We start from the raw sequence: 22,927 nt of genomic DNA, 5'->3' as shown, positions 1-22,927 counted from the left end.
CATCAATTTGAAAGTAGTGCCATCTTTCTCAATATTTCAAGAAATTTCAGAATTCGCGATGGGCGGACAGGAACTATGTCCAAATGCGTAGCTCATACCACCGGTAACGATTATCTCTGAACATGTACGAGATAACTTACGCAGAGAAGAGATCACATAGCGAAGTTGTCACAATAACTTCGGCTAAATAATCCCTGATTTGGGCAACACATGAAGGACAGGAGATAACGCATCACTACTATCCCCTACACGGCCAAGGCTGCGCCCCTATAAACGTGCTCACCCGAGCACCCGAACCGCTTGATTTACGGGCTTCTGGCCTGGCATTGAGCGCGCAAGACCTTTGCACGGATGACCTCTGACCAGAGGACTCGGCTGCATAACAGGGCAATCATAATAATAAGGCCTAGTTGCGCACACCTTGAGTGCACTTATTTAGACACTCGGAACTTAGTATGCCTGCACACGGCATTGCGGCGCCTGTCGCCAAAACTTCCGAGTGCACTATGACCGCTGAACACCATTAACTCCGGCCATGTAATGGCTTGATAAATACAGAGGTAAATGCGATGCGCATCAGCATATTTGGTTTGGGTTACGTCGGTGCAGTATGTGCCGGTTGCCTGTCTGCACGGGGCCATGACGTCGTTGGCGTCGATGTCGCCAAAGACAAGATCGATATGATCAACGCCGGCAAATCGCCGATCGTTGAACCGGGTCTGGGCGAACTGCTGGCCAAGGGTATCGAAACCGGCCGTTTGCGCGGTACGACCAACTTCTCCGAGGCGATTCGCGACACCGACCTGTCGATGATCTGCGTCGGCACGCCGAGCAAGAAGAACGGCGATCTGGAACTGAACTACATCGAAGCAGTGTGCCGCGAGATCGGTTTTGTCCTGCGTGACAAGACCACCCGCCACACCATCGTGGTTCGCAGCACCGTATTGCCAGGCACTGTCGCAAACGTTGTCATCCCGATTCTCGAAGATTGCTCCGGCAAGAAAGCCGGCGTTGATTTCGGTGTGGCAGTGAACCCTGAGTTCCTGCGTGAAAGCACTGCGATCGCCGACTACGACCTGCCACCGATGACCGTCATCGGCGAGTTCGACAAGGCATCCGGCGACGTTCTGCAATCGCTGTACGAAGAACTCGACGCGCCGATCATCCGTAAGGACATCGCCGTTGCCGAGATGATCAAGTACACCTGCAACGTGTGGCACGCCACCAAGGTGACCTTCGCCAACGAGATCGGCAACATCGCCAAGGCGTGCGGCGTCGACGGTCGTGAAGTGATGGAAGTGGTCTGCCAGGACAAAACGCTGAACCTGTCCCAATACTACATGCGCCCAGGCTTCGCGTTCGGCGGCTCCTGCCTGCCGAAGGACGTGCGCGCCCTGACCTACCGCGCCGGCGCCCTGGACGTGGAATCGCCGCTGCTGAACTCGCTGATGCGCAGCAACGAATCCCAGGTGCAGAACGCCTTCGACATCGTTTCCAGCCACGACAAACGCAAAGTCGCCCTGCTGGGCCTGAGTTTCAAGGCCGGCACCGATGATCTGCGCGAAAGCCCGCTAGTGGATCTGGCCGAAATGCTGATCGGCAAGGGTTACGACCTGAGCATCTACGACGCCAACGTTGAATACGCCCGCGTTCACGGTGCGAACAAGGATTACATCGAGTCGAAGATCCCTCACGTCTCGTCCTTGCTCAATTCCGACTTCGACGAAGTGATCAACAACTCCGACGTGATCATCCTCGGCAACCGTGACGAGAAATTCCGCGCTCTGGCGGAACAGGCTCCACACGGCAAGCAAGTGATCGACCTGGTCGGCTTCATGTCCAAAGCCACCAGCGTGAGTGGCCGGACTGAAGGCATCTGCTGGTAATACCCGCTCCCTGTAGGAGCCAGGCTTGCCGGCGAACCAGGCGTCCCGGTGTGTCAGGCAGGCAGCCTTCGCGGGCAAGCCTCGCTCCTACAGCTTTTATGCCTGCCTTAACCCCATCGGGCCACCCCACAGGCTCGCCCGAGATAGAGACGGATGCAGATTATGCACAGGCTAAAGCACGGCCTACTTCAGGCCGCCGGTTGGCTGTTTTACTTAAGTATTCTGATGGGCATCGCCATGGCGTTGCCTGCGACTACGTTCGATTCCGAGTCGAAGGATTTCATCTTCCTGATCGGCTTCATCGGGATCTGGCGCTATTCGATGGGTGCCACGCACTTCCTGCGCGGCATGCTGTTTCTGTACGTGGTCTACCCGCACCTGCGGCGCAAAGTGCGCAAGCTGGGTAAAGCGGCAAACCCGTCCCATGTGTTCTTGATGGTCACCAGTTTCCGTATCGACGCGCTGACCACTGCCCAGGTCTATGCCTCGGTGATTCGCGAAGCGATCGACTGCGGCCTGCCGACCACCATGGTCTGCTCGATCGTGGAAATGTCCGACGAGAAGCTGGTGAAAAGCCTTTGGGCCCGGATGAATCCGCCTGAGCGGGTCAAGCTCGACTTCGTGCGCATTCCCGGCACCGGCAAGCGTGACGGCCTGGCCTACGGTTTCCGCGCCATCTCCCGCCACCTGCCGGACGACCGTGCAGTGGTTGCCGTGATCGATGGCGACACCGTGCTCGCCGAGGGCACCGTGCTCAAGACCGTCCCGTGGTTCCAGCTGTTCGGCAACGTCGGCGGCCTGACCACCAACGAATTCTGCGAAGTGCGCGGCGGCTACATCATGAGCGAATGGCACAAACTGCGATTCGCCCAGCGCCACATCAACATGTGCTCGATGGCCCTGTCCAAGCGCGTGCTGACCATGACCGGCCGGATGTCGGTGTTCCGTGCGACCGTGGTCACCAACCCGGACTTCATCGCCGACGTGGAAAGCGACTCGCTGCAACACTGGCGCCTGGGCCGCTTCAAGTTCCTCACCGGTGACGACAAGTCGAGCTGGTTCAGCCTGATGCGCCTGGGCTACGACACGTTCTACGTACCGGACGCCGCGATCCACACCGTGGAGCATCCGCCAGAAAAAAGCTTCATCAAGGCCAGCCGCAAACTGATGTTCCGCTGGTACGGCAACAACCTGCGCCAGAACGCTCGCGCTCTGGGCCTGGGTGTCAAACGCCTCGGCCTGTTCACCTCGGTGGTGCTGTTCGATCAGCGTGTATCGATGTGGACGTCCTTGCTGGGCCTGACGGTCGCGATCATCGCGTCCTTCAAGTACGGCACCGCGTTCATCCTGGTGTACCTGCTGTGGATCGGCATCACCCGTCTGATCCTGACCCTGCTGCTGTCCTGCTCCGGTCACCGGATCGGCCCGGCCTACCCGGCGATTCTCTATTACAACCAGATCGTCGGCGCGCTGGTGAAGATCTACGTGTTCTTCCGCCTCGACCAACAATCCTGGACTCGCCAGCCCACTTCCCTGACCCGTGATCTCGCCAGCTTTCAACGTTGGTTCAACACCTGGTCGTCTCGGACCATGACCTTCTCCGCCGGCAGCATTTTTGTCGCCGTGCTGCTGATGATGGTCTGACCGAACTCGCCTGAATTAACTAGGAAATCGCCCATATGAATACCGCCGTCAACGCCAACGTAGTGCATGAGTCAGAAGCCCAGCGCCAACACGCCCGAGTGAAAATTCCGGCCAAGCTGCGTTTCTTCGGTCCGGACCGGACGCCGATGGAAGCTCGAGTGATCGACCTCTCCGCAGGTGGCCTGGCGTTCAACGCCGGTCAACTGCCACTGAAGATCGGCGACGTGTACAAGGCTCGCCTGCAGTTCGTCATCGATAACCTCGGCCTGGCCATGGACGTGGAGCTGCAAGTGCGCTCCGTCGACCGCCAGACCGGTCGTGCCGGCTGCCAGTTCCAGAACCTGGAACCGCAAGACATCTCGACCCTGCGCCACCTGATCACCTCGCACCTGGCCGGCGATATCGTCAGCATGGGTGAAGTGCTGGCGACCCTGCAGCGCGACAACTTCACCAAGGCGCGCAAGGTCAAGGATGGCGGCCACGGCATGTCTGCGTTCGGTCGCCTGCGTGCAGTGACCTTCAGCCTGGCGATTTTCCTCGTCGGCCTGGCGGCGTTCGGTTTCATTTTCAAATCGGTGTACGGCATGTACTTCGTCAGCCACGCCCAGGCCGGTCTGGTCAGCGTGCCAGGCATGAACATCACCATGCCGCGCGACGGCACCGTGCAGAGCCTGATCAAGGCTGACGGCATCGCTGCCAAAGGCGCGCCGCTTGCGACCTTCAGCACCAGCATGCTCGACGTGCTCAAGGGTCATCTTGACGACAATCAACTGCAACCGGCCAAGGTTGAAGAACTGTTCGGCAAGCAAATGACCGGCACCCTGACGTCGCCGTGCGATTGCACCGTGGCCCAGCAACTGGTCGCCAACGGTCAGTACGCCAGCAAGGGCGACGTGATCTTCCAACTGGTGCCGCGTAACAGCGAAGCCAACGTCGAAGCACGCTTCTCCTATCGCCAGTTCGGCGATGTGCGTCCAGGCACCAACGTCAGCTTCCAGATTGCCGGCGAAGACAAAACCCGCACCGGCAAGATCGTCAGCAGCACCAGCCTGAAAAGCGCCGACCTGTCATCCGACATCCGCGTGTTGATCCAGCCTGACGAACCGCTGGACAGCAAATTCGCCGGCCGCCCGGTTGAAGTGAACAGCGACCGTGGCCCGAACCTGAACTGGCTGATCGATAAAGCCATGGCTTCCGGTATTTAAGCAGAGGACATGCCTGTGACCATTATCAGTCTCTTGAAAACACCGCAAACCCTGTGGGAGCGGGCTTGCTCGCGAAGGGAACAACGCGGTCTGCCTGATGCATCGCAGCGCCTGCTTCGCGAGCAAGCCCGCTCTCACATGTGTTACGCGTTCTGTTCGCTGGCCCTGGCCGTAAGCCTGGCCGGTTGCGCCGGTCTGCCCGACCAGCGCCTGGCCAATGAAGCTCTCAAGCGCGGCGACACCACGCTGGCGCAGCAGAACTACAAGCAACTGGCCGACCTCGGCTACAGCGAGGCTCAAGTAGGCCTCGCCGATATCCAGGTCGACAGCCGCGACCCGGCGCAGATCAAGCAGGCCGAGGCGACTTACCGCGCCGCAGCCGATGTTTCGCCGCGGGCTCAGGCTCGCCTGGGTCGCCTGCTGGTGGCCAAGCCCGGTTCCACCGAAGCCGAACAGCACGAAGCCGAAGGCCTGTTGAAAAAAGCCTCGGCCAATGGCGAAGGCAATACGCTGATTCCGCTGGCGATGCTGTACCTGCAATACCCCCACAGTTTCCCGAACGTCAACGCGCAACAGCAGATCAGCCAATGGCGCGCCGAAGGCAAGCCTGAAGCGGGCCTGGCCCAAGTGCTGCTCTATCGCACCCAGGGCACCTACGACCAGCACCTCGACGAAGTCGTCACCATCTGCAAAGCCGCGTTGAACACCACCGACATCTGCTACGTCGAGCTGGCCACGGTTTACCAGAAACAAGGCAAACCGGAACAGCAGGCCGAGCTGATCAAACAGATGCAAGCGGCGCATGCCCGTGGAACCGTTTCTGCTCAGCGCGTTGACAGCGTCGCTCGTGTGCTCGGTGATGCAAGCCTGGGCAAGACCGACGAGAAAACCGCTCAGTCGCTGCTCGAAGGCATCGCCCCCGGCTACCCCGCTTCGTGGGTCAGCCTGGCGCAATTGCTGTACGACTTCCCGGAACTCGGCGACGTCGACACGATGATGAAGTACCTGGACAACGGCCGTGCCGCTGACCAGCCGCGCGCCGAACTGTTGCTCGGAAAGCTCTACTACGAAGGCAAAATGGTGCCGGCCGACGCGAAGGTCGCCGAAGAACACTTCAAGAAAGCCGTCGACAGAGAAGTGGCCGCCGATTACTACCTCGGCCAGATCTACCGTCGCGGTTACCTGGGCAAGGTTTATTCGCAGAAAGCGCTGGACCACCTGCTCAAGGCTGCGCGCAACGGCCAGAACAGTGCCGACTTCGCCATCGCCCAGCTGTTTTCCCAAGGCAAGGGCACCCGGCCCAACCCGCTTAATGCTTATGTCTTCAGCCAATTGGCCAAGGCCCAGAACACCCCGCAAGCCACCGAGCTTGCGCAGACACTCGAAGCCCAACTGCCGCCTGCCCAGCTCGCCGAGGCCCAACGCCTGTTGAAACAAGAACAGGCCGTTCGTGGCGCCTTGAGCCAGAACACGCTGGAACTGCATGCCCTGGAAGAAGAAGACGGCGAGGAATCCCTATGAAGTTGAATCCATTCATGAAGGCCGGTATCGGTCTGACGTTCGCGCTGATCTGGTCTTGTCCAACCCTGGCGGCAGAGACCGAAGCCAAGAATTTCGGTCTGGACGTGAAAGTCACCGGTCAGTCCGAAGATGACCGTGACCTCGGCACCGCCAGTGGCGGCGACGTCAACGGCGTCGGCCTCGACCTGCGTCCATGGGTCTATGGCGAGAGCGGCTCGTGGAGCGCCTACGCCATGGGTCAGGCCGTGACGTCCACCGACATCATCGAAACCGACACCTTGCAGCAGTCCGACAACGACGGCACCCAGGCCACCGACAACGGTGATCGCAAGACCAAGAAAAACTACCTGGCCATGCGCGAATTCTGGGTCGGCTACAGCGGCTTCACGCCGTATCCGGGCGAGCAATTGAAGCTCGGTCGCCAACGCCTGCGCAACGACGACGGCCAATGGCGCGACACCAACATCGAAGCCCTGAACTGGACCTTCGACACCACCTTGTTGCGCGCCAACGTCGGTATTGCCGAACGCTTCAGCGAATACCGCACCGACCTGAAAGAACTGGCACCGAAAGACAAGGATCGCCTGCACGTCTACGCCGATACCGCGTATCAATGGACGCCGGGCAACTGGGTCGGGATTCGCGGTCATCATACCCACGATGACGGCAAGCTCGATTACCCGGAACCGGGTGTGGCCGGCGACTCGCTGGACAAGAAACAGAACGGCGACATCAGCTGGCTCGGCCTCACCGCCGACAGCGACGCCTACAACTACCGCAACACCAACACCGTCAATTACTGGGGCAGCGTCACCGGCATGAGCGGCGACACCGACACGGTGAATCAGCTCAACGCCGACGGCACGCGTCCAACCGACGCCAAGCGCGGTGAAGACCTCAACGGCTGGGCCACCGATGTCGGTGTGCGCCTGCGCCTCGATCCGCAATGGCAAGTGGGTGCAGCCTATGCCCGCGCCAGTGCCGACTACGAACAGAACGGCCTGGAAAGCAACCGCTCGAACTACACCGGTACGCGTTCGCGGGTTCACCGTTTCGGCGAAGCCTTCCGTGGCGAAATGAACAACATGCAAACCGCAACGTTGTTCGGCTCGTGGATGCTCAACGACGAATACGACGCCAGTGTGATCTACCACAAGTTCTGGCGCGTCGACGGCAACAAGCCGGTCGGCAGCAACGGCATCAACGCCGTCGAGAACGACACTGACCCGACCGGCGCGATTCTCTCCAGCACCTCGTTACCGCTGGAAGATGGCAACAAAGACCTCGGCCAGGAAATGGACCTCGTGGTCACCAAGTACTTCAAGCAAGGCCTGTTGCCTGCCGCGCTGAGCCAGTCGATCGACGAACCGTCGGCCCTCGTGCGCTTGCGTGGCGGTGTGTTCAAGCCGGGCGATGCCTATGGCAAAGAAGTCGACTCGTACATGCACCGCGCGTTTGTCGACGTGATCTGGCGCTTCTGATGCGAACCGCTAAGGGAGTTCCTGACATGAACAGTCCGAAGAGAGGCTCACTGACCTTGCTGGCCGGCGCGATGCTGCTGGCAAGCTCGGCGTGCTTCGCCAATGTGGAGCCGGTCAAGCCGGTGACCACGGCCAAGGAATTGCAGCAGGCCAAGACCTACACCGTCAGCAGCGCGCCCACCGCGCCGCTGGAGCTGGAAAAACCGAAACTGCCGGACACCTCCGGCTACACCGCCGAAGCCATCGCCGCGAAAGTCGTGCGCACCAAGGCCGGCAAGATCAGCGTGCGCCGGATGATGCAGGAAAACGCCCTGAAGGACTTCATCGGCGGCGATAACAAAATGGCTGAATGGGTGGTGCGTCAGCACGGTATCCCGCAGGCGATTTTCATCGACGACGGCTACATGAACCTCAAGGACCTGGCGAAGAAACTGCCCAAGCAGTACTTCAGCGAAACCTCGCCGGGCGTGTTCCTGGCGAAGTTGCCGATTGTGGTCGGCGAGAAAGGCATCCTGGAAATCGACAAGCAGACCCAGGAATTGCGCCTGTCCCAGGAGGCCGGTTCGTTCATGGTCAACGACGGCCAATTGTTTGTGCGTGACACCAAAATCACTGGCTGGAGCGAGAAGGCAAACGGCCCGGCGGCCTTCAAGTCGCCGAAGGAGTTTCGTCCGTTCCTGCTGTCCTGGGGCGGCACCCAGACCTACATCGCCAACAGCAAGATCGCCAGTTTCGGTTACGCCAACAGTAAGTCGTACGGCGTGAGTATTTCCCAGTACACGCCAAACATGGCCAAGGTGCTCAAGCGCCCTGAACCGAGCGGCTGGATCGTCGGCTCCGAGTTCTCGGACATGTGGTACGGCTTCTACTGCTACGAAACCCGCGACTTCGTGGTCAAGGGCAACACCTACAAAGACAACATCGTCTACGGCATCGACCCGCATGACCGTTCCCACGGTCTGATCATCGCGGACAACACCGTCTACGGGACCAAGAAGAAGCACGGGATCATTATTTCCCGTGAGGTCAACGACAGTTTCATCTTCAACAACCGCAGCTACGACAACAAGTTGTCGGGCCTGGTGATCGACCGGAACAGTGTCAACAACGTCATCGCCTACAACGAGATCTACAAGAACCACACCGACGGCATCACCCTCTACGAGAGTGCCGACAACCTGCTATGGGCCAACAAGGTGATCAGCAACCAGCGCCACGGCATTCGTATTCGTAACAGCGTGAACATCCGCCTCTACGAAAACCTCGCCATGGCCAACGGACTGACTGGCGTCTACGGCCACATCAAGGATTTGAGCGACACCGACCGTGACATCAAGCTCGATCCGTTCGATGCCCAGGTGTCGCTGATCATCGTCGGCGGTGAACTGGCCGGCAATGGCAGCGGACCGCTGTCCATCGACTCGCCGCTGAGCGTCGAGCTGTACCGCGTCTCCATGCTCGCCCCGACCAAATCCAGCGGCATCAGCTTCAACGGGATTCTCGGCGAGCGTCAGGATGAAATTCTCGACCTGCTGGTGCGCCAGCAGAAAGCCGTGCTGATCGACCCTGTCGAACGCCAGACCGAAATGCGGGACTGAGGATAATTTTATGCACCCACACTTGATCAAATTACTCAGCTTGTCGGCCCTGACGGTCGGCATTCTCGCGGCCAGCGCGGGCGCCCGTGCCGATGAAGCCAAGGCACCGGCATTCAACGCCGAGCCGTGCTGCAACCTGTGCCCCGAAGCCCATGACGCGAAGAACTACACCACGCGTTACCAGCAGAACTTCACCACGCTGGTGCAGGCCCAGGGCGACTGGCTGTTCCGTACGCAGGAAGACTTGCGCACCGAATTCGACACCACGCCCGCCGGCTACAAACGCATGAAAGAACTGCACGATGCGTTCAAGAGCAAAGGCGTGGAACTCGTTGTTGTTTATCAACCTACGCGTGGCCTGGTGAACCGCAACAAGCTCAATCCGGAAGACAAGGCCAAGTTCGATTTCGACAAGGCGCTGAAGAACTACAAGACCATGCTCGGCCGTTTCGAGCAGATGGGTTACGTAGTGCCGGACCTGTCGCCGCTGACCAACGAATCGCTGCCCGACACCTTGCCCGCCCACGACTTCTACTTCCGCGGCGACCAACACTGGACGCCGTATGGCGCCCAGCGCACGGCGAAAATCGTCGGTGAGAAAATCAAGCAATTGCCTGAATTTGCTGGCATTCCGAAACGCGAATTCGAGAGCCACAAGTCGGGTCGCATGGGCAAGACCGGAACGTTACACAACATGGCTGGTCAACTCTGTGGCACCAGCTACGCGATCCAGTACATGGATCAGTTCACCACCGAGCCGAAAGGCGAAGCGGCGGATGGCGATCTGTTCAGTGACTCCGGCAATCCCGAGATCACCCTGGTCGGCACCAGCCACAGTGGCAAGAACTACAACTTCGCCGGTTTCCTCGAAGAGGCCATCGGCGCCGACATCCTCAACGTGGCATTCCCCGGCGGTGGCCTGGAAGGTTCGATGCTGCAGTACCTGGGCAGCGAAGAGTTCCAGACCAAGCCGCCGAAGATTCTGATCTGGGAATTCTCGCCGCTCTATCGCCTCGACCAGGAAACCATCTACCGCCAGATGATGGCGCTGCTGGACAACGGTTGCGAAGGAAAGGATGCACAGATGAGCGGCAGTGCCACGTTGAAACCGGGCAAGAACGAATTGATGGTCAACAGCAAGAACCTGAACCTGCAAAACAGCAGTCACCAGGTTGATATCCGCTTCGCCGATCCATCGGTGAAAACCCTGCAAGCCACCCTCTGGTACATGAACGGTCGCCACGAGGACATCAAGATCGATAAACCGGAAACCTCCGATACCGACGGGCGTTTCGCCTTCGAGTTGCGCACGGACGAAGACTGGGCCTCGCAGAATCTGCTGGCCGTCGAAGTCCAGGGCCCTGAAGCAGGTGCCGCGCCACAGAAAGTCGAAGCGAAAATCTGCAAACGCAACGTGTTCCCAGGCGCTGAGCAACGTACCGCTCAGGCCGGGCAATGAGGCAATCATGCAAACCCGAACTTTGAAAAGACTGATCGCACCGTCCCTGTTGAGCCTGGCCATGTTTGCCGGTGCGACTCAGGCCGCCGCGCCCCTGCGTCCACCCCAGGGTTACTTCGCGCCGATCGAAAAAGTCAAAACCGGCGACAAGAGCGAAGGCTGTGACGCAATGCCGACGCCCTACACCGGCTCGCTGCAATTTCGCAGCAAGTACGAAGGCTCCGACAAGGCTCGTTCGACCCTGAACGAAGCCTCGGAAAAAGCCTTTCGTGACACCACCGCCGACATCACCAAGATTGAGCGCGGCACCAGCAAGCGCGTGATGCAGTACATGCGTGACGGTCGCCCGGAACAGCTCGAATGCACGCTGAACTGGTTGACCGCGTGGGCCAAGGCCGATGCGCTGATGTCCAAGGACTTCAACCACACCGGCAAGTCGATGCGCAAATGGGCGCTGGGCAGCATGGCGTCTTCGTACCTGCGCCTGAAATTCTCCGACTCGCATCCGTTGGCCAACCACCAGCAAGAGTCGCAGCTGATTGAAGCCTGGTTCAGCAAAATGGCTGATCAGGTGGTCAGCGATTGGGACAACCTGCCGCTGGATAAAACCAACAACCACTCGTACTGGTCCGCCTGGTCGGTGATGGCAACGTCCATCGCCACCAACCGTCGCGACCTGTTCGACTGGTCGGTGAAGGAATTCAAGGTCGGCGCCAATCAGATTGACGCCCAGGGTTTCCTGCCCAACGAACTCAAGCGCCAGCAACGCGCCCTCGCCTATCACAACTATGCCCTGCCGCCACTGGCGATGATCGCCAGTTTCGCCCAGGTCAACGGTGTGGATTTGCGTCAGGAAAACAACGGCGCGCTGAAACGCCTGGGTGATCGAGTGCTCGCAGGGGTCAAGGACCCGGAAGAATTCGAGAAGAAGAACGGCAAGGAACAGGACATGACCGACCTCAAGGTCGACTCGAAATTCGCCTGGCTCGAACCGTTCTGCACGCTCTACACCTGCTCGCCGGATGTGCTTGAGAAAAAGCGCGAGATGCAGCCGTTCAAGACCTTCCGCCTCGGGGGTGACCTGACCAAGGTCTACGACCCGGCCAACGAAAAAGGCAATAAGGGGAGCTGACACAGATCCCCTGTGGAATAGAGATCCTGTGGGAGCGGGCTTGCTCGCGAATGCTGTCTGACATGCACCAATGATGTCGACTGATACACCGCTTTCGCGAGCAAGCCCGCTCCCACATTGAAGTTGTGTTGCCCCTCAAATATCACAGGGGGGTTTGGGGGGGCTGCGGCCCTTGACTGTTGGTTAAACATGGAGAGACCGGGATGGTATTTTCATCCAACGTGTTCCTGTTTTTGTTCCTGCCGATCTTTCTCGGCATGTACTACTTGAGCGGAATACGCTATCGCAACCTGCTGCTGCTGATCGCCAGCTATGTGTTCTATGCCTGGTGGCGCGTGGACTTCCTCGCGTTGTTCGCCGCCGTCACGCTGTGGAACTACTGGATCGGCCTCAAAGTCGGCGCTGCAGGCGTCAGGACCAAACCGGCCCAGCGCTGGCTGCTGCTTGGCGTGGCCGTCGACCTGTGCATTCTCGGCTACTTCAAGTACGCCAACTTCGGCGTCGACAGCATCAACGCGATGATGACTTCGGTCGGTCTGTCGCCGTTCATCCTGACCCACGTGCTGTTGCCGATCGGGATCTCGTTCTACATCTTCGAGTCCATCAGCTACATCATCGACGTCTACCGCGGTGACACCCCGGCGACCCGTAACCTGATCGACTTTGCAGCGTTCGTGGCGATCTTCCCGCACCTGATTGCCGGCCCGGTCTTGCGTTTCCGCGACCTCGCCGACCAGTTCAACAACCGCACCCACACCCTCGACAAGTTCTCCGAAGGTGCCACGCGGTTCATGCAGGGTTTCATCAAGAAGGTCTTCATCGCCGACACTCTGGCGGTGGTTGCCGACCATTGCTTCGCCTTGCAGAACCCGACCACGGGCGACGCCTGGCTCGGGGCCCTCGCCTACACCGCGCAGTTGTACTTCGACTTCTCCGGCTACAGCGACATGGCCATCGGCCTGGGCTTGATGATGGGTTTCCGCTTCATGGAAAACTTCAAGCAGCCGTACATCAGCCAGTCGATCACCGAGTTCTGGCGTCGCTGGCACATCAGCCTGTCGACCTGGTTGCGTGACTACCTGTACATCACGCTGGGCGGTAACCGCAAAGGCACGCTGATGACCTATCGCAACCTGTTCCTGACCATGCTGCTCGGTGGTCTGTGGCACGGCGCGAACATCACCTACATCGTGTGGGGTGCGTGGCACGGCATGTGGCTGGCCATTGAAAAAGCCCTGGGCCTGAACACTTCACCGCGCAGCATCAACCCGATCCGCTGGGCGCTGACCTTCCTGCTCGTGGTCATGGGCTGGGTGATCTTCCGTTCGGAAAACCTGCACGTCGCCGGCCGTATGTACGGTGCGATGTTCAGCTTCGGCGAATGGTCGCTGTCGGAACTCAACCAGGCCAGCCTCACCGGTCTGCAAATCGCGACCCTGGTGGTGGCTTACATGACCCTGGCGTTCTTCGGCATTCGTGATTTCTACAGCAACCTGCCACCTGAGAAGACCAAGCCTGCCGTGAACGTCGAGGCCGACGGCCCTGCCGCCGCGACACCTGGAATGATCAAGGCTGTACCAGGCGACAACCCGGCCAGCATCCACGAACCGGGTTACACCGTTGGCGTTGAAGCCTCCGTGCAACCGGCTTACTGGACCGCGGACTGGTCGCGTTACGTGATGCGCACGCTGGTACTGGTGCTGTTCATCGCTTCGATTTTCAAACTCTCGGCGCAAAGCTTCTCGCCGTTCCTTTACTTCCAGTTCTGAGGGATCTGACCATGACCCGCTCATTACGTATCTTCTACATCACCTTGTTCATGGTGACCCTGCTGGTCCTGGGCCTGTGGTCGACGCGCAGCTTCCTCGGCTTCAGCACCAACGCCGATGCGACGGTGCTCAATGGCCGCTGGGCCAAAGCCGTGGAAACGCACTACGACGACGAGTTCCCGATCAAGCGCCTGGGCACCAACCTCTGGGCCGCGCTGGATTTCAAACTGTTCAACGAAGGTCGTCCGGGCGTCGTGCTCGGTCAAGACCAGTGGTTGTACAGCGATGAAGAATTCAACCCGATCGTCAACGAAGAACTGAACCTGCAAGGCAACTACGCGCTGGTCGAAGGCGTGCGCCAGGAACTGAAAGCCAAAGGCGTGAAACTGGTGATGGCGATCGTGCCGGCCAAGACTCGCCTGTACCCGGAACACCTGGGTGAAGTGAAGCCTTCGAGCATTCACGCCAACCTCTATGAGGACTTCCACGCTCGAGTGGCGGCCAACAAGGTCCTTGCTCCTGACCTGTACGGTCCGCTGCTGAAGGCCAAGCTCGACGGTCAGCAAGTGTTCCTGCGCACCGACACCCACTGGACCCCGGAAGGCGCGCAAATCGCTGCCGAGACCCTGGCCAAAACCATTGCCGAAAAAGCCCCGCTCAGCGGCGAGCCTCAGCGCTTCGTCACCGAGCCGGCAGAGACAGTGACCCACAAGGGTGACCTGCGTTTGTTCCTGCCGCTCGATCCGCTGTTCGAAAACCTGATGCCGAAGCCAGAGCCGTTGCAGAAGCGCAACACCGTTGTGGCACAAGACCAGCCGGCCGGTGATGACGCGCTGTTCGCCAACACCGAAGTGCCGGTGGCCCTGATCGGCACCAGCTACAGCGCCAACCCGAACTGGAACTTCGTCGGCGCGCTGAAAGAAGCACTGAACAGCGACGTGGTCAATTACGCCGAAGACGGCCACGGTCCGATTCTGCCGATGCTCAGCTACCTGAAAAGCGATGCCTTCAAGAACAGCCCGCCACAGGTGCTGATCTGGGAGTTTCCTGAACGTTATCTGCCTGTGAACAACGAAATCGGCGACGCCGACCCGCAGTGGGTCGCAGAGCTCAAAGAAGCCGGCGCCCGCCAACAAAACGTAGCCGCAAACACTAAATCCGAGACGCCCGACCGGGCGCAAAACTGAAAGAGAGGTACACCATGACTTTCACTACTACTCCTCGCCGTCTCGCCAAGACCTTTGCTCTGGCCGCGACCTTCAGCGTCCTTTCCATGAACGCCTTCGCCGGTGGTGACTCCGCGCTCTACGGCCCGACCGCACCGAAAGGCTCGAGCTTCGTGCGTGTCTACAACGCCGGCAACGCTGAAGTCAGCGCCACCGTCGGCAGCACCAACCTGGCCGAAGTCGCGCCGCTGTCCAGCACTGACTTCAGCTTCATGCCGGGCGGTGACTACAGCGCCAAGGTCGGCAGCCAGACCCTGCCGGTGAAACTGGCCGGCGATCACTATTACACCCTGGTCAACAACGCCAGCGGCGCGCCGCAACTGATCGAAGAGCCGCCGTTCAAGAACAAGCAGAAATCCCTGGTTCGCGTACAGAACCTGAGCGACAAGGCCCTGACCCTGAAAACCGCTGACGGCAAGACCGAAGTAGTGCCATCCGTGGCCGCCAAGGGCCGTGGCGAGCGTGAAATCAACCCGGTCAAAGTCAGCCTGGCCCTATACGATGGCGCCACGAAAGTAGGCGACGTGAAACCGGTTGCCCTGGAACGCGGCGAAGCAGCGGTGCTGTACGTCACCGGCAACGGCAGCAGCCTGTCGCCAGTCTGGGTAAAACGCCCGGTTTCGACGCGCTAAATAATTTTCCGGATTGACGCATCCCCTCTGTGGGAGCGGGCTTGCTCGCGAATACGGTTTTACATTCAACGATGATGTTGACTGACCCACCGCTTTCGCGAGCAAGCCCGCTCCCACCTTGGACCGGGTCGTCAATCCGGACACGGAATAAGAACAAGAGTGAAACGACAGAACGCAGTAGCTCTGACCCATACGATTTTCAAGGAGTAACAACATGATTCCGGTAATCTTGTCAGGTGGTAGTGGCTCACGTCTTTGGCCGCTTTCCCGTAAGCAGTTCCCTAAGCAATTCCTCGCCCTGACCGGCGAACACACGCTGTTCCAGCAAACCCTGGAACGCCTGGTGTTCGAAGGCATGGACACCCCGATCGTGGTCTGCAACAAGGACCACCGCTTCATCGTCAACGAGCAGTTGACCGCGCGCAAACTCGAAACCCAGCGCATCCTGATGGAACCGTTCGGCCGCAACACCGCGCCGGCCGTGGCCCTGACCGCGATGATGCTGATCAACGAAGGTCGTGACGAACTGATGCTGGTACTGCCGGCCGATCACGTTCTGGAAGACCAGAAAGCCCTGCAACGCGCCCTGGCCCTGGCCACCGTTGCCGCCGAAAACGGCGAAATGGTGCTGTTCGGTGTCCCGGCCACCAAACCGGAAACCGGTTACGGCTACATCAAGTCGACCAACGACTCGCTGCTGCCAGAAGGCGTCAGCCGCGTCTCGCACTTCGTTGAAAAACCGGACGTGAAACGCGCCACCGAGTTCGTCCAGTCCGGCGGTTACTTCTGGAACAGTGGCATGTTCCTGTTCCGCGCCAGCCGCTTCCTCGAAGAGCTGAAAAAACACGATCCGGACATCTACGACACCTGCCTGCTGACCCTTGAGCGCAGCGAACAGGATGCCGACACTGTCACCATCGACGAAGCCACCTTCGCCTGCTGCCCGGACAATTCCATCGACTATTCCGTGATGGAAAAAACCCAACGCGCCTGCGTCGTACCGTTGACCGCCGGCTGGAGCGATGTCGGTTGCTGGGCGTCGCTGTGGGAAGTGAATGACAAAGACGTCAACGGTAACGTCACCAAAGGCGACGTGGTCATTCAGGACAGCAAAAACTGCATGATCCATGGCAACGGCAAACTGGTGTCGGTGATCGGCCTGGAAAACATCGTGGTCGTCGAAACCAAGGACGCCATGATGATCGCGCACAAGGACTCGGTCCAAGGCGTGAAACAGATGGTCAACACCCTCAACGAACAGGGTCGCAGCGAAACCCAGAACCACTGCGAAGTCTATCGTCCGTGGGGTTCCTACGACTCGGTCGACATGGGCGGGCGCTTCCAGGTCAAGCACATCTCGGTGAAACCGGGCGCGTGCCTGTCCCTGCAAATGCACCACCACCGCGCCGAACACTGGATCGTGGTCAGCGGCACGGCTGAAGTGACCTGCGATGAGAATGTGTTCCTGCTGACTGAAAACCAGTCGACGTACATTCCGATTGCTTCGGTTCACCGTTTGCGCAACCCGGGCAAGATTCCACTCGAGATCATCGAAGTGCAATCGGGCAGCTATCTGGGTGAAGACGATATCGAGCGGTTCGAAGATATCTATGGTCGGTCTACGCCGATCGAGCGTGGCGTGTCGGTGAAAACCATCGCGCAGTAAGCGTTCAGTAAAACGAAAAGCCCCCGTCCAGCCCACTGCGCTCCCTATCCGCAGTGGGTTGGGTGGGGGCTTTTTAAGTTAGAAACCAAAATACCTTTTTTGAACCTCATTGACATTCAAGGCATGAATCAGACTTTCTACGCTGGATGCGTTTAGGAGATTTACCTTTATTCGCAATGAAGCATCAGTTTTATACTTTTCCAAACTGGCCGAAAGTACGGGCTCGACGCCTTGAACCATAATATCCGCGACGGCTCCGATGCCGTCGATCGCTCCAATCAAAAGCCCAACATTCAATCTGCTTCCTGCGGAGAGTGGATCTTTGGCGACTTTCACTGCCTCCAGCCTCTCAAGATCCTGATAATGCTTCAACCCAGTGCTGGCCATACGCTGGTTTTTGTATGACCAAATATCATCAGTATTATTGTATGAATGACTACTTTCATGATTGATCACTCGAGAAAAAAAGGCTCCACTCGCCCGGTCATTAACTTGGGATGTTATGTATATTCTGGGATCACCTTGAAATGTAAATACTGGACCACTCTGGCTAAAGTCGACCATAAATATGTCTTCCCCTGCTGTCATTAAATGATGCTCTACGCCTTCACCGAGAACTTTTAAAACCTCAACTGTAGCGAGAGCGGCTTCACGCACATCAACTTCACTCTCAGGGGTATTACCGAAATAATCTTTGAGAATGCTCCCCACAAACTCAACCTGCGCCGGATCCTGCAACTTATTTATAGCCACAGCGACAAACTCTTTACTTCCAGCGATTCCAGCAGAAATACCTTCTTCGATTTTCGGGTATGTTTTGCCTATTTCTTTCGCACCTCTTTTTAGTACATCAATACCTCGCTCCTTAAAATAACTGGATTCGGCGGTACCCCCCCCTACCAAACCTGCATTGTCCTTTAAAACTAATGGGCAGTTATTGACCATCGAGTAGAGGTTCAGACCATCAATCTGTCCCGCAGGATCGGAATTGCACCACCGCTGTAACCAAGACACGTAATACCTGAACCCATAGTAATAAAGCCCCGTCGCATCCAGCTCCTTGCCCGAGTACCGCGCCGTTTTGTAGCTCACCTGCACCGCCTCGCCGTTACTCCACGCCGTGCCACCAAACGGGTAATACCTTTCCTGGGTGATAATGCTGGCGTCCTGATCCAGCTCCAGCGTGCTTGAACCCAGATGATCCGTCAGGCTGTAACGCTGCTGGTTGTTGGTGATCCCATTCGGCTTTCCCGCCTCCCAGTGCAACACCCGCACGTTGCCGCGTCCGGTCGCCACTTCGATGACATGCAGCACTTCGCCGGTACCGCTGTGGGTACGGATTTCCAGACCGGGCAAGTAACGGGTTTCGATGACCACCGTTTGCGCATTGGTCTGCAGCGAACGAACCTTGCGCACGCGCATGCCGTCAGCACCGTAGTCGTAGCGCTCGTAATCGTCAGGCCCCGTGTCGCGTTCGACCGGCCGGACTTCGCGCAGTTGATTGCGCAGATCCCAACTCAGCGTTTGTCCCGGTCCCAATTTCAGCAAGTTGCCGTTGGCATCGAAGCCGTTGCGGAAATCGTCTTCGCCCGGCTCGATGCCATCGCGCACCGGCAGGCAGCGGTTGCTGTGGGCAGCGGCGATCAGGCGATGGCCGTGATTTTGCGGGCCGAAATGAGTGAGTTCGAGCAGGTTGTTGCCGGCGTCGTAACGATAGGTTTGGCGGTAGTTGCCGGGGGTGGCGGGATCCGCCGTCGTCGCCGACGACGACGGACCGTGGTTGACCGATCCGGCCTCCCATCCCGTTGCTTCGATCAACCGATAGAGCGTGTCGTACCAATAATGGCTGACCGGTTCGATGCGCTGATTGGCGAAGTAGCGGATCGGCAGCGCGGCGTCTTCGATACTCAGCACATTGCCGACCGGGTCGTAGGTGTAACGCAGATCCTGCAACGGCTCATTCTGACCGAGTCGGGATACCAGGCGTTGCAGGCGCCCATCCTCGGCGGTGTATTTGAGGGAAGTGATCACGCCATTGCCGGCGACTTCCCTTTCGACCTGGAGGTGGGCGTTGTATGCGATGGAGCTGACCATGGGCAGCCATTCCAGCGTGTTGTTCAAGCGCAGATCCACGGCGCATAAATGGCCGCCCACGGTCTGGCTGACACGTTGTTCGTTACCTTGGGCATCGGTTCGAGACAACAGGTCACCCAATGGGTTAAGGCGTGAATGCGTGGAAAAAGATTGCGCGATATCACCGATACGCCGCTCTTGCTCGAGTGCCGCGCCGGTCAATCCGTAGTCGTTGAACAGCAGCATACCGGCGGCGTCTTCGTGGCTGATCAGCCGACCGCACTGGTTGTGATCGGCGAACGCAGGATCGTTCGTCGCGTAGCTCAAACGCTCGGCGCAAACTGCTTCCCCCTCTGCAGTTTGCTCGAACAATGCGGTCAATCGTTGCTGATTGTCATAGTGCATCCAGCGCTGCGCACCCCGGCCATCCCAGCTGTGAACTGGCTGACCCGCCTCGCCGAACAGACTGACACGCAACCCGGCGTCGACGCTGACGGTGCACACGGCGGTACCGGAGAGCCCATGAATCGTACTCACATTGGCCGGCGCCGAGGCATCGACGAACAGACGCGGGTCCCGCTGGGCAATCGCCCGTCCTGCCGGGTCGTGGGCCGTGTGGTTGACCTGCGCTTCAGCGTTATCACCGGAACCGGCACGGTAATAATCCATCGAGCGTACAACCAGATCACGGGGCTCGATGGCAATCAGCTTTGGGGTATGCCTGTGCGTTACCTGTAGTTGAATTTTCATAGCACGTAACCCGGCAACTTAGTAAATAAAACTGAAACCCACTGACCAACGACAATTAAAACTAAACTCCCGACCAATACACTTGTGTTTGATATTGGAAACGCTTTGGATCAACAGGATCATAGTCAGGGACTCTTGACACGTCACCTTCCCCGCGCCTTTTATAAAAATCATCTGCGCGATAGATATCCGAATATTCAAAATTTGCAACAAGTGGCGATTTCGTATCGCCGCGAACTGAATGCTCCATGGGAATGCGTTCGGATACAAAGGTACTCGACAGATCAACCCCTGATTGTTTTAGAAATTGCAAAGTGTGCATTTTCTGCTCCATATTAGGTTTATAATGCCCACTCTTATTTTCAATGAATGCAATCTTTCCTTTGTAAATTGTCATCATCCCGGCATCAAGTACTCTGCCACCGCCGAAACCGCTAGAATGATGAAACTCATTTATTTTATGTTGAAAGACAAGCAGTTGCTTTTCATTTGGAGAATTCAGATTCCAACCAAGAACATAAGCCATCTGTGTAGTTTTCCAGTTAACAGCCGAAGTCGTGCTTCGGGTTTCCCTCATAATTTTTCGCCCCCTAACCTCTCCCTCAGCAGAAGATGTCAGAAGCTGGTTCCCTACGGTATGAAGTCGCCCTTTGTTAATGGAAACCACAAAGGATTGACGCTCTTCCGCAGAAAAATACTTTACACCTCTGTATTGATGAGAGCGTTCTGTTGTACGTGACTGATCGGATAGGACTTCCGTCGCGGTCCTGTCATCGCGCTTACTTCCCAGCATTGGATGAATAAGCGCTGTAGGGCGTGTTTCTGGAAATAACATTGAACGGAGGTTGGAAGTCGCAATACGCCATTTTTCGCTGCTCGTTCCGTAACGACTTGTATTCACAGCAGGAGTGTCCGCGTCCCCACCAGATAAACCAAAATGATCCGCTCGACTCACCGGATTATTCATTACCATTGCATAAAAATTAAGGCCATCAATGTCTCCTGCCGGATCAGGATTCAACCACCGCTGCGACCACGCCACGTAATACCTCAACCCATAATAATAAAGCCCCGTCGCGTCCTGCTCCTTCCCCGAATACCGCACCGTTTTGTAGCTGACCTGCACTGTCTCGCCGTTACTCCACGCCGTTCCGCCAAAGGGGTAATACCTTTCCTGAGAGATGATCTTGCCATCCTGATCCAGCTCCAGCGTGCTTGACCCCAGATGATCTGTCAGGCTGTAACTTCGCTGGTTGTTGGTGATCTCGTTTGGTTTTCCCGCCTCCCAATGCAACACCCGCACGCTGCCGCGTCCGGTCGCCACGTCGATGACGTGCAGCACTTCGCCGGTGCCGCTGTGGGTGCGGATTTCCAGGCCGGGCAGATAGAGCGTTTCGATGACCACGGTTTGCGCCTTGGTCTGCAACGAGCGAACTTTGCGCACACGCTGGCCGTCGGCGCCGTAGACATAACGTTCGTAATCGTTTTCGCCGCCATCACGGCAGACCGGTCGCACTTCGCGCAGTTGATTGCGTAGATCCCAATTCAGTGTTTGTCCCGGATGCAGCTTCAACATATTGCCGTTGGAATCGAAGCCGTTGCGAAAGTCTTCTTCGCCCGGCTCCACGCCATCGCGCACCGGCAGGCAGCGGTTGCTGTAAGCATCCGCGACGAGGCGATGGCCGGGGTTTTGCGAGCCGACGTGGGTCAGTTCCAGCAGGTTGTTGCCGGCGTCGTAGCGGTAGGTCTGACGGTAATTGCCCGGCATGGCGGGATCGGCGGCCGTCGCTGATGAGGGGCCGTGCTTGACGATACCCGCTTCCCAGCCAGTTGCCTCGATCAACCGATAAAGCGTGTCGTAACGATAATGACTGATCGGCTCGATTCGTTGGTTGGCGAAGTAACGGATTGGCAGTACGGCGTCTTCGATGCTCAACACATTGCCGACCGGGTCGTAGGCATAACGCAGATCCTGCAACGGCTCGTTCGGGTCGCGCCGGGATAGCAGGCGTTGCAGACGCCCGTCTTCGACTCCGTACTCGAGGGTGGTGATCACGCCATTGCCGGCGACTTCCCGTTCGACCTGGCCGTGGGCGTTGTAGGTGATGGTGCTGACCATCGGCAGGTTTTCGCTTGTGTTGCTCAGGCACAAATCCACCGCGCGTAACTGGCCGTCCACGGTCTGACTGAAGCGCTGTTCGTTGCCTTGGGCATCCGTCCGGGACAGCACATCGCCTGATGGGTTAAAGCGAGAATGCGTGGAAAAAGACTGCGCGATGTCACTGAGACGCCGTTCTTGCTCGAGTACCGCACCGGCCAATCCGTAATCATTGAACAGCAGCATACCGGCAGCGTCTTCGTGGCTGATCAGCCGACCGCACTGGTTGTGATCGGCGAGCGCCGGATCGTACGTCGCGTAGCTTAAACGCTCGGCGCAAACCGCTTCACCCTCCGAGGCTTGCTCGAACAACGCGGTCAATCGTTGCTGATTGTCATAGTGCATCCCACGTTGTGAGCCCCGGCCATCCCAACTGAGAACCGGTTGTCCCGCCTCACCAAAAAGACTGACACGCAACCCGGCATCGACGCTGACGCTGCACAAAGCCGTGCCGGAGAGCCCATGAATCGTACTCACATTGGCCGGCGCCGAAGCCTCCACGAACAGACGCGGGTCCCGCTGGGCAATCGCCCGCCCTGCCGGGTCGTGGACCGTGTGGTTGACCTGCGCTTCAGCGTTATCACCGGAACCGGCACGGTAATAGCCCACCGAACACACGGCCAGACCACGTGGATCGATGGCCATCAGCGTTGGGGTATGACGATGCATTGCCGTTACTTGAACACCCATGATGAGTCATCTTGAAGAATGGCAATCAGCTAATGCT

At 58.2% G+C, this 22,927-nt stretch carries 14 protein-coding genes; 12 read left to right on the top strand and 2 right to left on the bottom strand.

Annotation, left to right across the window (positions count from 1 at the left end):
* Window positions 1–569 precede the first annotated feature (569 nt).
* From J2Y86_RS22700 to J2Y86_RS22645, 12 genes are all read left to right on the top strand, one after another.
* Window positions 570–1,886: a nucleotide sugar dehydrogenase gene (locus J2Y86_RS22700; protein ID WP_253436663.1), complete on the top strand. Its 1,317-nt coding sequence runs from the start codon at window positions 570–572 to the stop codon at window positions 1,884–1,886.
* A gap of 162 nt (window positions 1,887–2,048) precedes the next feature.
* A complete protein-coding gene (alg8, locus tag J2Y86_RS22695; RefSeq protein WP_437180668.1) occupies window positions 2,049–3,530 on the top strand; it encodes a mannuronan synthase in 1,482 nt (493 codons plus the stop codon).
* Window positions 3,531–3,565: 35 nt separating this feature from the next.
* Complete coding sequence (locus tag J2Y86_RS22690; protein WP_253436660.1) at window positions 3,566–4,735, top strand: alginate biosynthesis protein Alg44; 1,170 nt, start codon at window positions 3,566–3,568, stop codon at window positions 4,733–4,735.
* 15 nt (window positions 4,736–4,750) lie between these two features.
* Window positions 4,751–6,256 (top strand): alginate biosynthesis TPR repeat lipoprotein AlgK, encoded by a 1,506-nt coding sequence (gene algK, locus J2Y86_RS22685; RefSeq protein ID WP_367399730.1) that lies wholly within the window; start codon window positions 4,751–4,753, stop codon window positions 6,254–6,256.
* Window positions 6,253–7,737 carry an alginate export family protein gene (locus J2Y86_RS22680; protein WP_253436657.1) on the top strand — a complete coding sequence of 495 codons (1,485 nt, stop codon included), beginning with the start codon at window positions 6,253–6,255 and terminating at the stop codon, window positions 7,735–7,737. Before algK ends, J2Y86_RS22680 begins: the two co-directional genes overlap by 4 nt.
* A gap of 26 nt (window positions 7,738–7,763) precedes the next feature.
* The gene (algG, locus tag J2Y86_RS22675; protein ID WP_253436654.1) at window positions 7,764–9,335 is read left to right on the top strand and encodes a mannuronan 5-epimerase AlgG; all 1,572 of its coding nucleotides are present in this window, start codon (window positions 7,764–7,766) and stop codon (window positions 9,333–9,335) included.
* Window positions 9,336–9,345: 10 nt separating this feature from the next.
* On the top strand, window positions 9,346–10,794 hold the full coding sequence (locus J2Y86_RS22670) for an alginate O-acetyltransferase (RefSeq protein ID WP_253436650.1): 1,449 nt from the start codon (window positions 9,346–9,348) through the stop codon (window positions 10,792–10,794).
* Window positions 10,795–10,801: 7 nt separating this feature from the next.
* Window positions 10,802–11,926 carry a mannuronate-specific alginate lyase gene (locus J2Y86_RS22665; RefSeq protein WP_253436647.1) on the top strand — a complete coding sequence of 375 codons (1,125 nt, stop codon included), beginning with the start codon at window positions 10,802–10,804 and terminating at the stop codon, window positions 11,924–11,926.
* 203 nt (window positions 11,927–12,129) lie between these two features.
* A complete protein-coding gene (locus J2Y86_RS22660; protein WP_253436644.1) occupies window positions 12,130–13,695 on the top strand; it encodes an MBOAT family O-acyltransferase in 1,566 nt (521 codons plus the stop codon).
* Between the two features lie 11 nt (window positions 13,696–13,706).
* Window positions 13,707–14,882, top strand: coding sequence for an alginate O-acetyltransferase (locus tag J2Y86_RS22655; RefSeq protein WP_253436641.1), 1,176 nt, complete (start codon window positions 13,707–13,709; stop codon window positions 14,880–14,882).
* A 14-nt stretch (window positions 14,883–14,896) separates the two neighbouring features.
* Entirely contained in the window at window positions 14,897–15,553 is a 657-nt protein-coding gene (locus tag J2Y86_RS22650) for an alginate O-acetyltransferase AlgF (RefSeq protein WP_253436638.1), read from the top strand.
* Window positions 15,554–15,767: 214 nt separating this feature from the next.
* A complete protein-coding gene (locus tag J2Y86_RS22645; RefSeq protein WP_253436635.1) occupies window positions 15,768–17,219 on the top strand; it encodes a mannose-1-phosphate guanylyltransferase/mannose-6-phosphate isomerase in 1,452 nt (483 codons plus the stop codon).
* 78 nt (window positions 17,220–17,297) lie between these two features.
* Here J2Y86_RS22645 and J2Y86_RS22640 read toward each other — a convergent pair whose 3' ends face one another.
* A complete protein-coding gene (locus J2Y86_RS22640; RefSeq protein ID WP_253436632.1) occupies window positions 17,298–20,042 on the bottom strand; it encodes an RHS repeat domain-containing protein in 2,745 nt (914 codons plus the stop codon).
* Window positions 20,043–20,103: 61 nt separating this feature from the next.
* Window positions 20,104–22,890 carry an RHS repeat domain-containing protein gene (locus J2Y86_RS22635; RefSeq protein WP_253436629.1) on the bottom strand — a complete coding sequence of 929 codons (2,787 nt, stop codon included), beginning with the start codon at window positions 22,888–22,890 and terminating at the stop codon, window positions 20,104–20,106.
* Window positions 22,891–22,927: the final 37 nt, after the last annotated feature.

The sequence above is a fragment of the Pseudomonas migulae genome (genome assembly GCF_024169315.1).
GTDB lineage: Bacteria > Pseudomonadota > Gammaproteobacteria > Pseudomonadales > Pseudomonadaceae > Aquipseudomonas > Aquipseudomonas migulae_B.
The sequence above is the reverse complement of the archived record's forward strand: the minus strand, read 5'-3'. Positions and strand labels throughout refer to the sequence as shown.

What these genes read in the sequence shown, in the direction of transcription:
- algG (WP_253436654.1), top strand. Translation starts at nt 7,764, where the DNA reads ATGAACAGTCCGAAGAGAGGCTCACTGACCTTGCTGGCCGGCGCGATG.
- J2Y86_RS22635 (WP_253436629.1), bottom strand. Translation starts at nt 22,890, where the DNA reads ATGGGTGTTCAAGTAACGGCAATGCATCGTCATACCCCAACGCTGATG.
- J2Y86_RS22640 (WP_253436632.1), bottom strand. Translation starts at nt 20,042, where the DNA reads ATGAAAATTCAACTACAGGTAACGCACAGGCATACCCCAAAGCTGATT.
- alg8 (WP_437180668.1), top strand. Translation starts at nt 2,049, where the DNA reads ATGCACAGGCTAAAGCACGGCCTACTTCAGGCCGCCGGTTGGCTGTTT.
- J2Y86_RS22650 (WP_253436638.1), top strand. Translation starts at nt 14,897, where the DNA reads ATGACTTTCACTACTACTCCTCGCCGTCTCGCCAAGACCTTTGCTCTG.
- J2Y86_RS22660 (WP_253436644.1), top strand. Translation starts at nt 12,130, where the DNA reads ATGGTATTTTCATCCAACGTGTTCCTGTTTTTGTTCCTGCCGATCTTT.
- J2Y86_RS22680 (WP_253436657.1), top strand. Translation starts at nt 6,253, where the DNA reads ATGAAGTTGAATCCATTCATGAAGGCCGGTATCGGTCTGACGTTCGCG.
- J2Y86_RS22665 (WP_253436647.1), top strand. Translation starts at nt 10,802, where the DNA reads ATGCAAACCCGAACTTTGAAAAGACTGATCGCACCGTCCCTGTTGAGC.
- J2Y86_RS22690 (WP_253436660.1), top strand. Translation starts at nt 3,566, where the DNA reads ATGAATACCGCCGTCAACGCCAACGTAGTGCATGAGTCAGAAGCCCAG.
- J2Y86_RS22700 (WP_253436663.1), top strand. Translation starts at nt 570, where the DNA reads ATGCGCATCAGCATATTTGGTTTGGGTTACGTCGGTGCAGTATGTGCC.
- J2Y86_RS22645 (WP_253436635.1), top strand. Translation starts at nt 15,768, where the DNA reads ATGATTCCGGTAATCTTGTCAGGTGGTAGTGGCTCACGTCTTTGGCCG.
- J2Y86_RS22655 (WP_253436641.1), top strand. Translation starts at nt 13,707, where the DNA reads ATGACCCGCTCATTACGTATCTTCTACATCACCTTGTTCATGGTGACC.
- J2Y86_RS22670 (WP_253436650.1), top strand. Translation starts at nt 9,346, where the DNA reads ATGCACCCACACTTGATCAAATTACTCAGCTTGTCGGCCCTGACGGTC.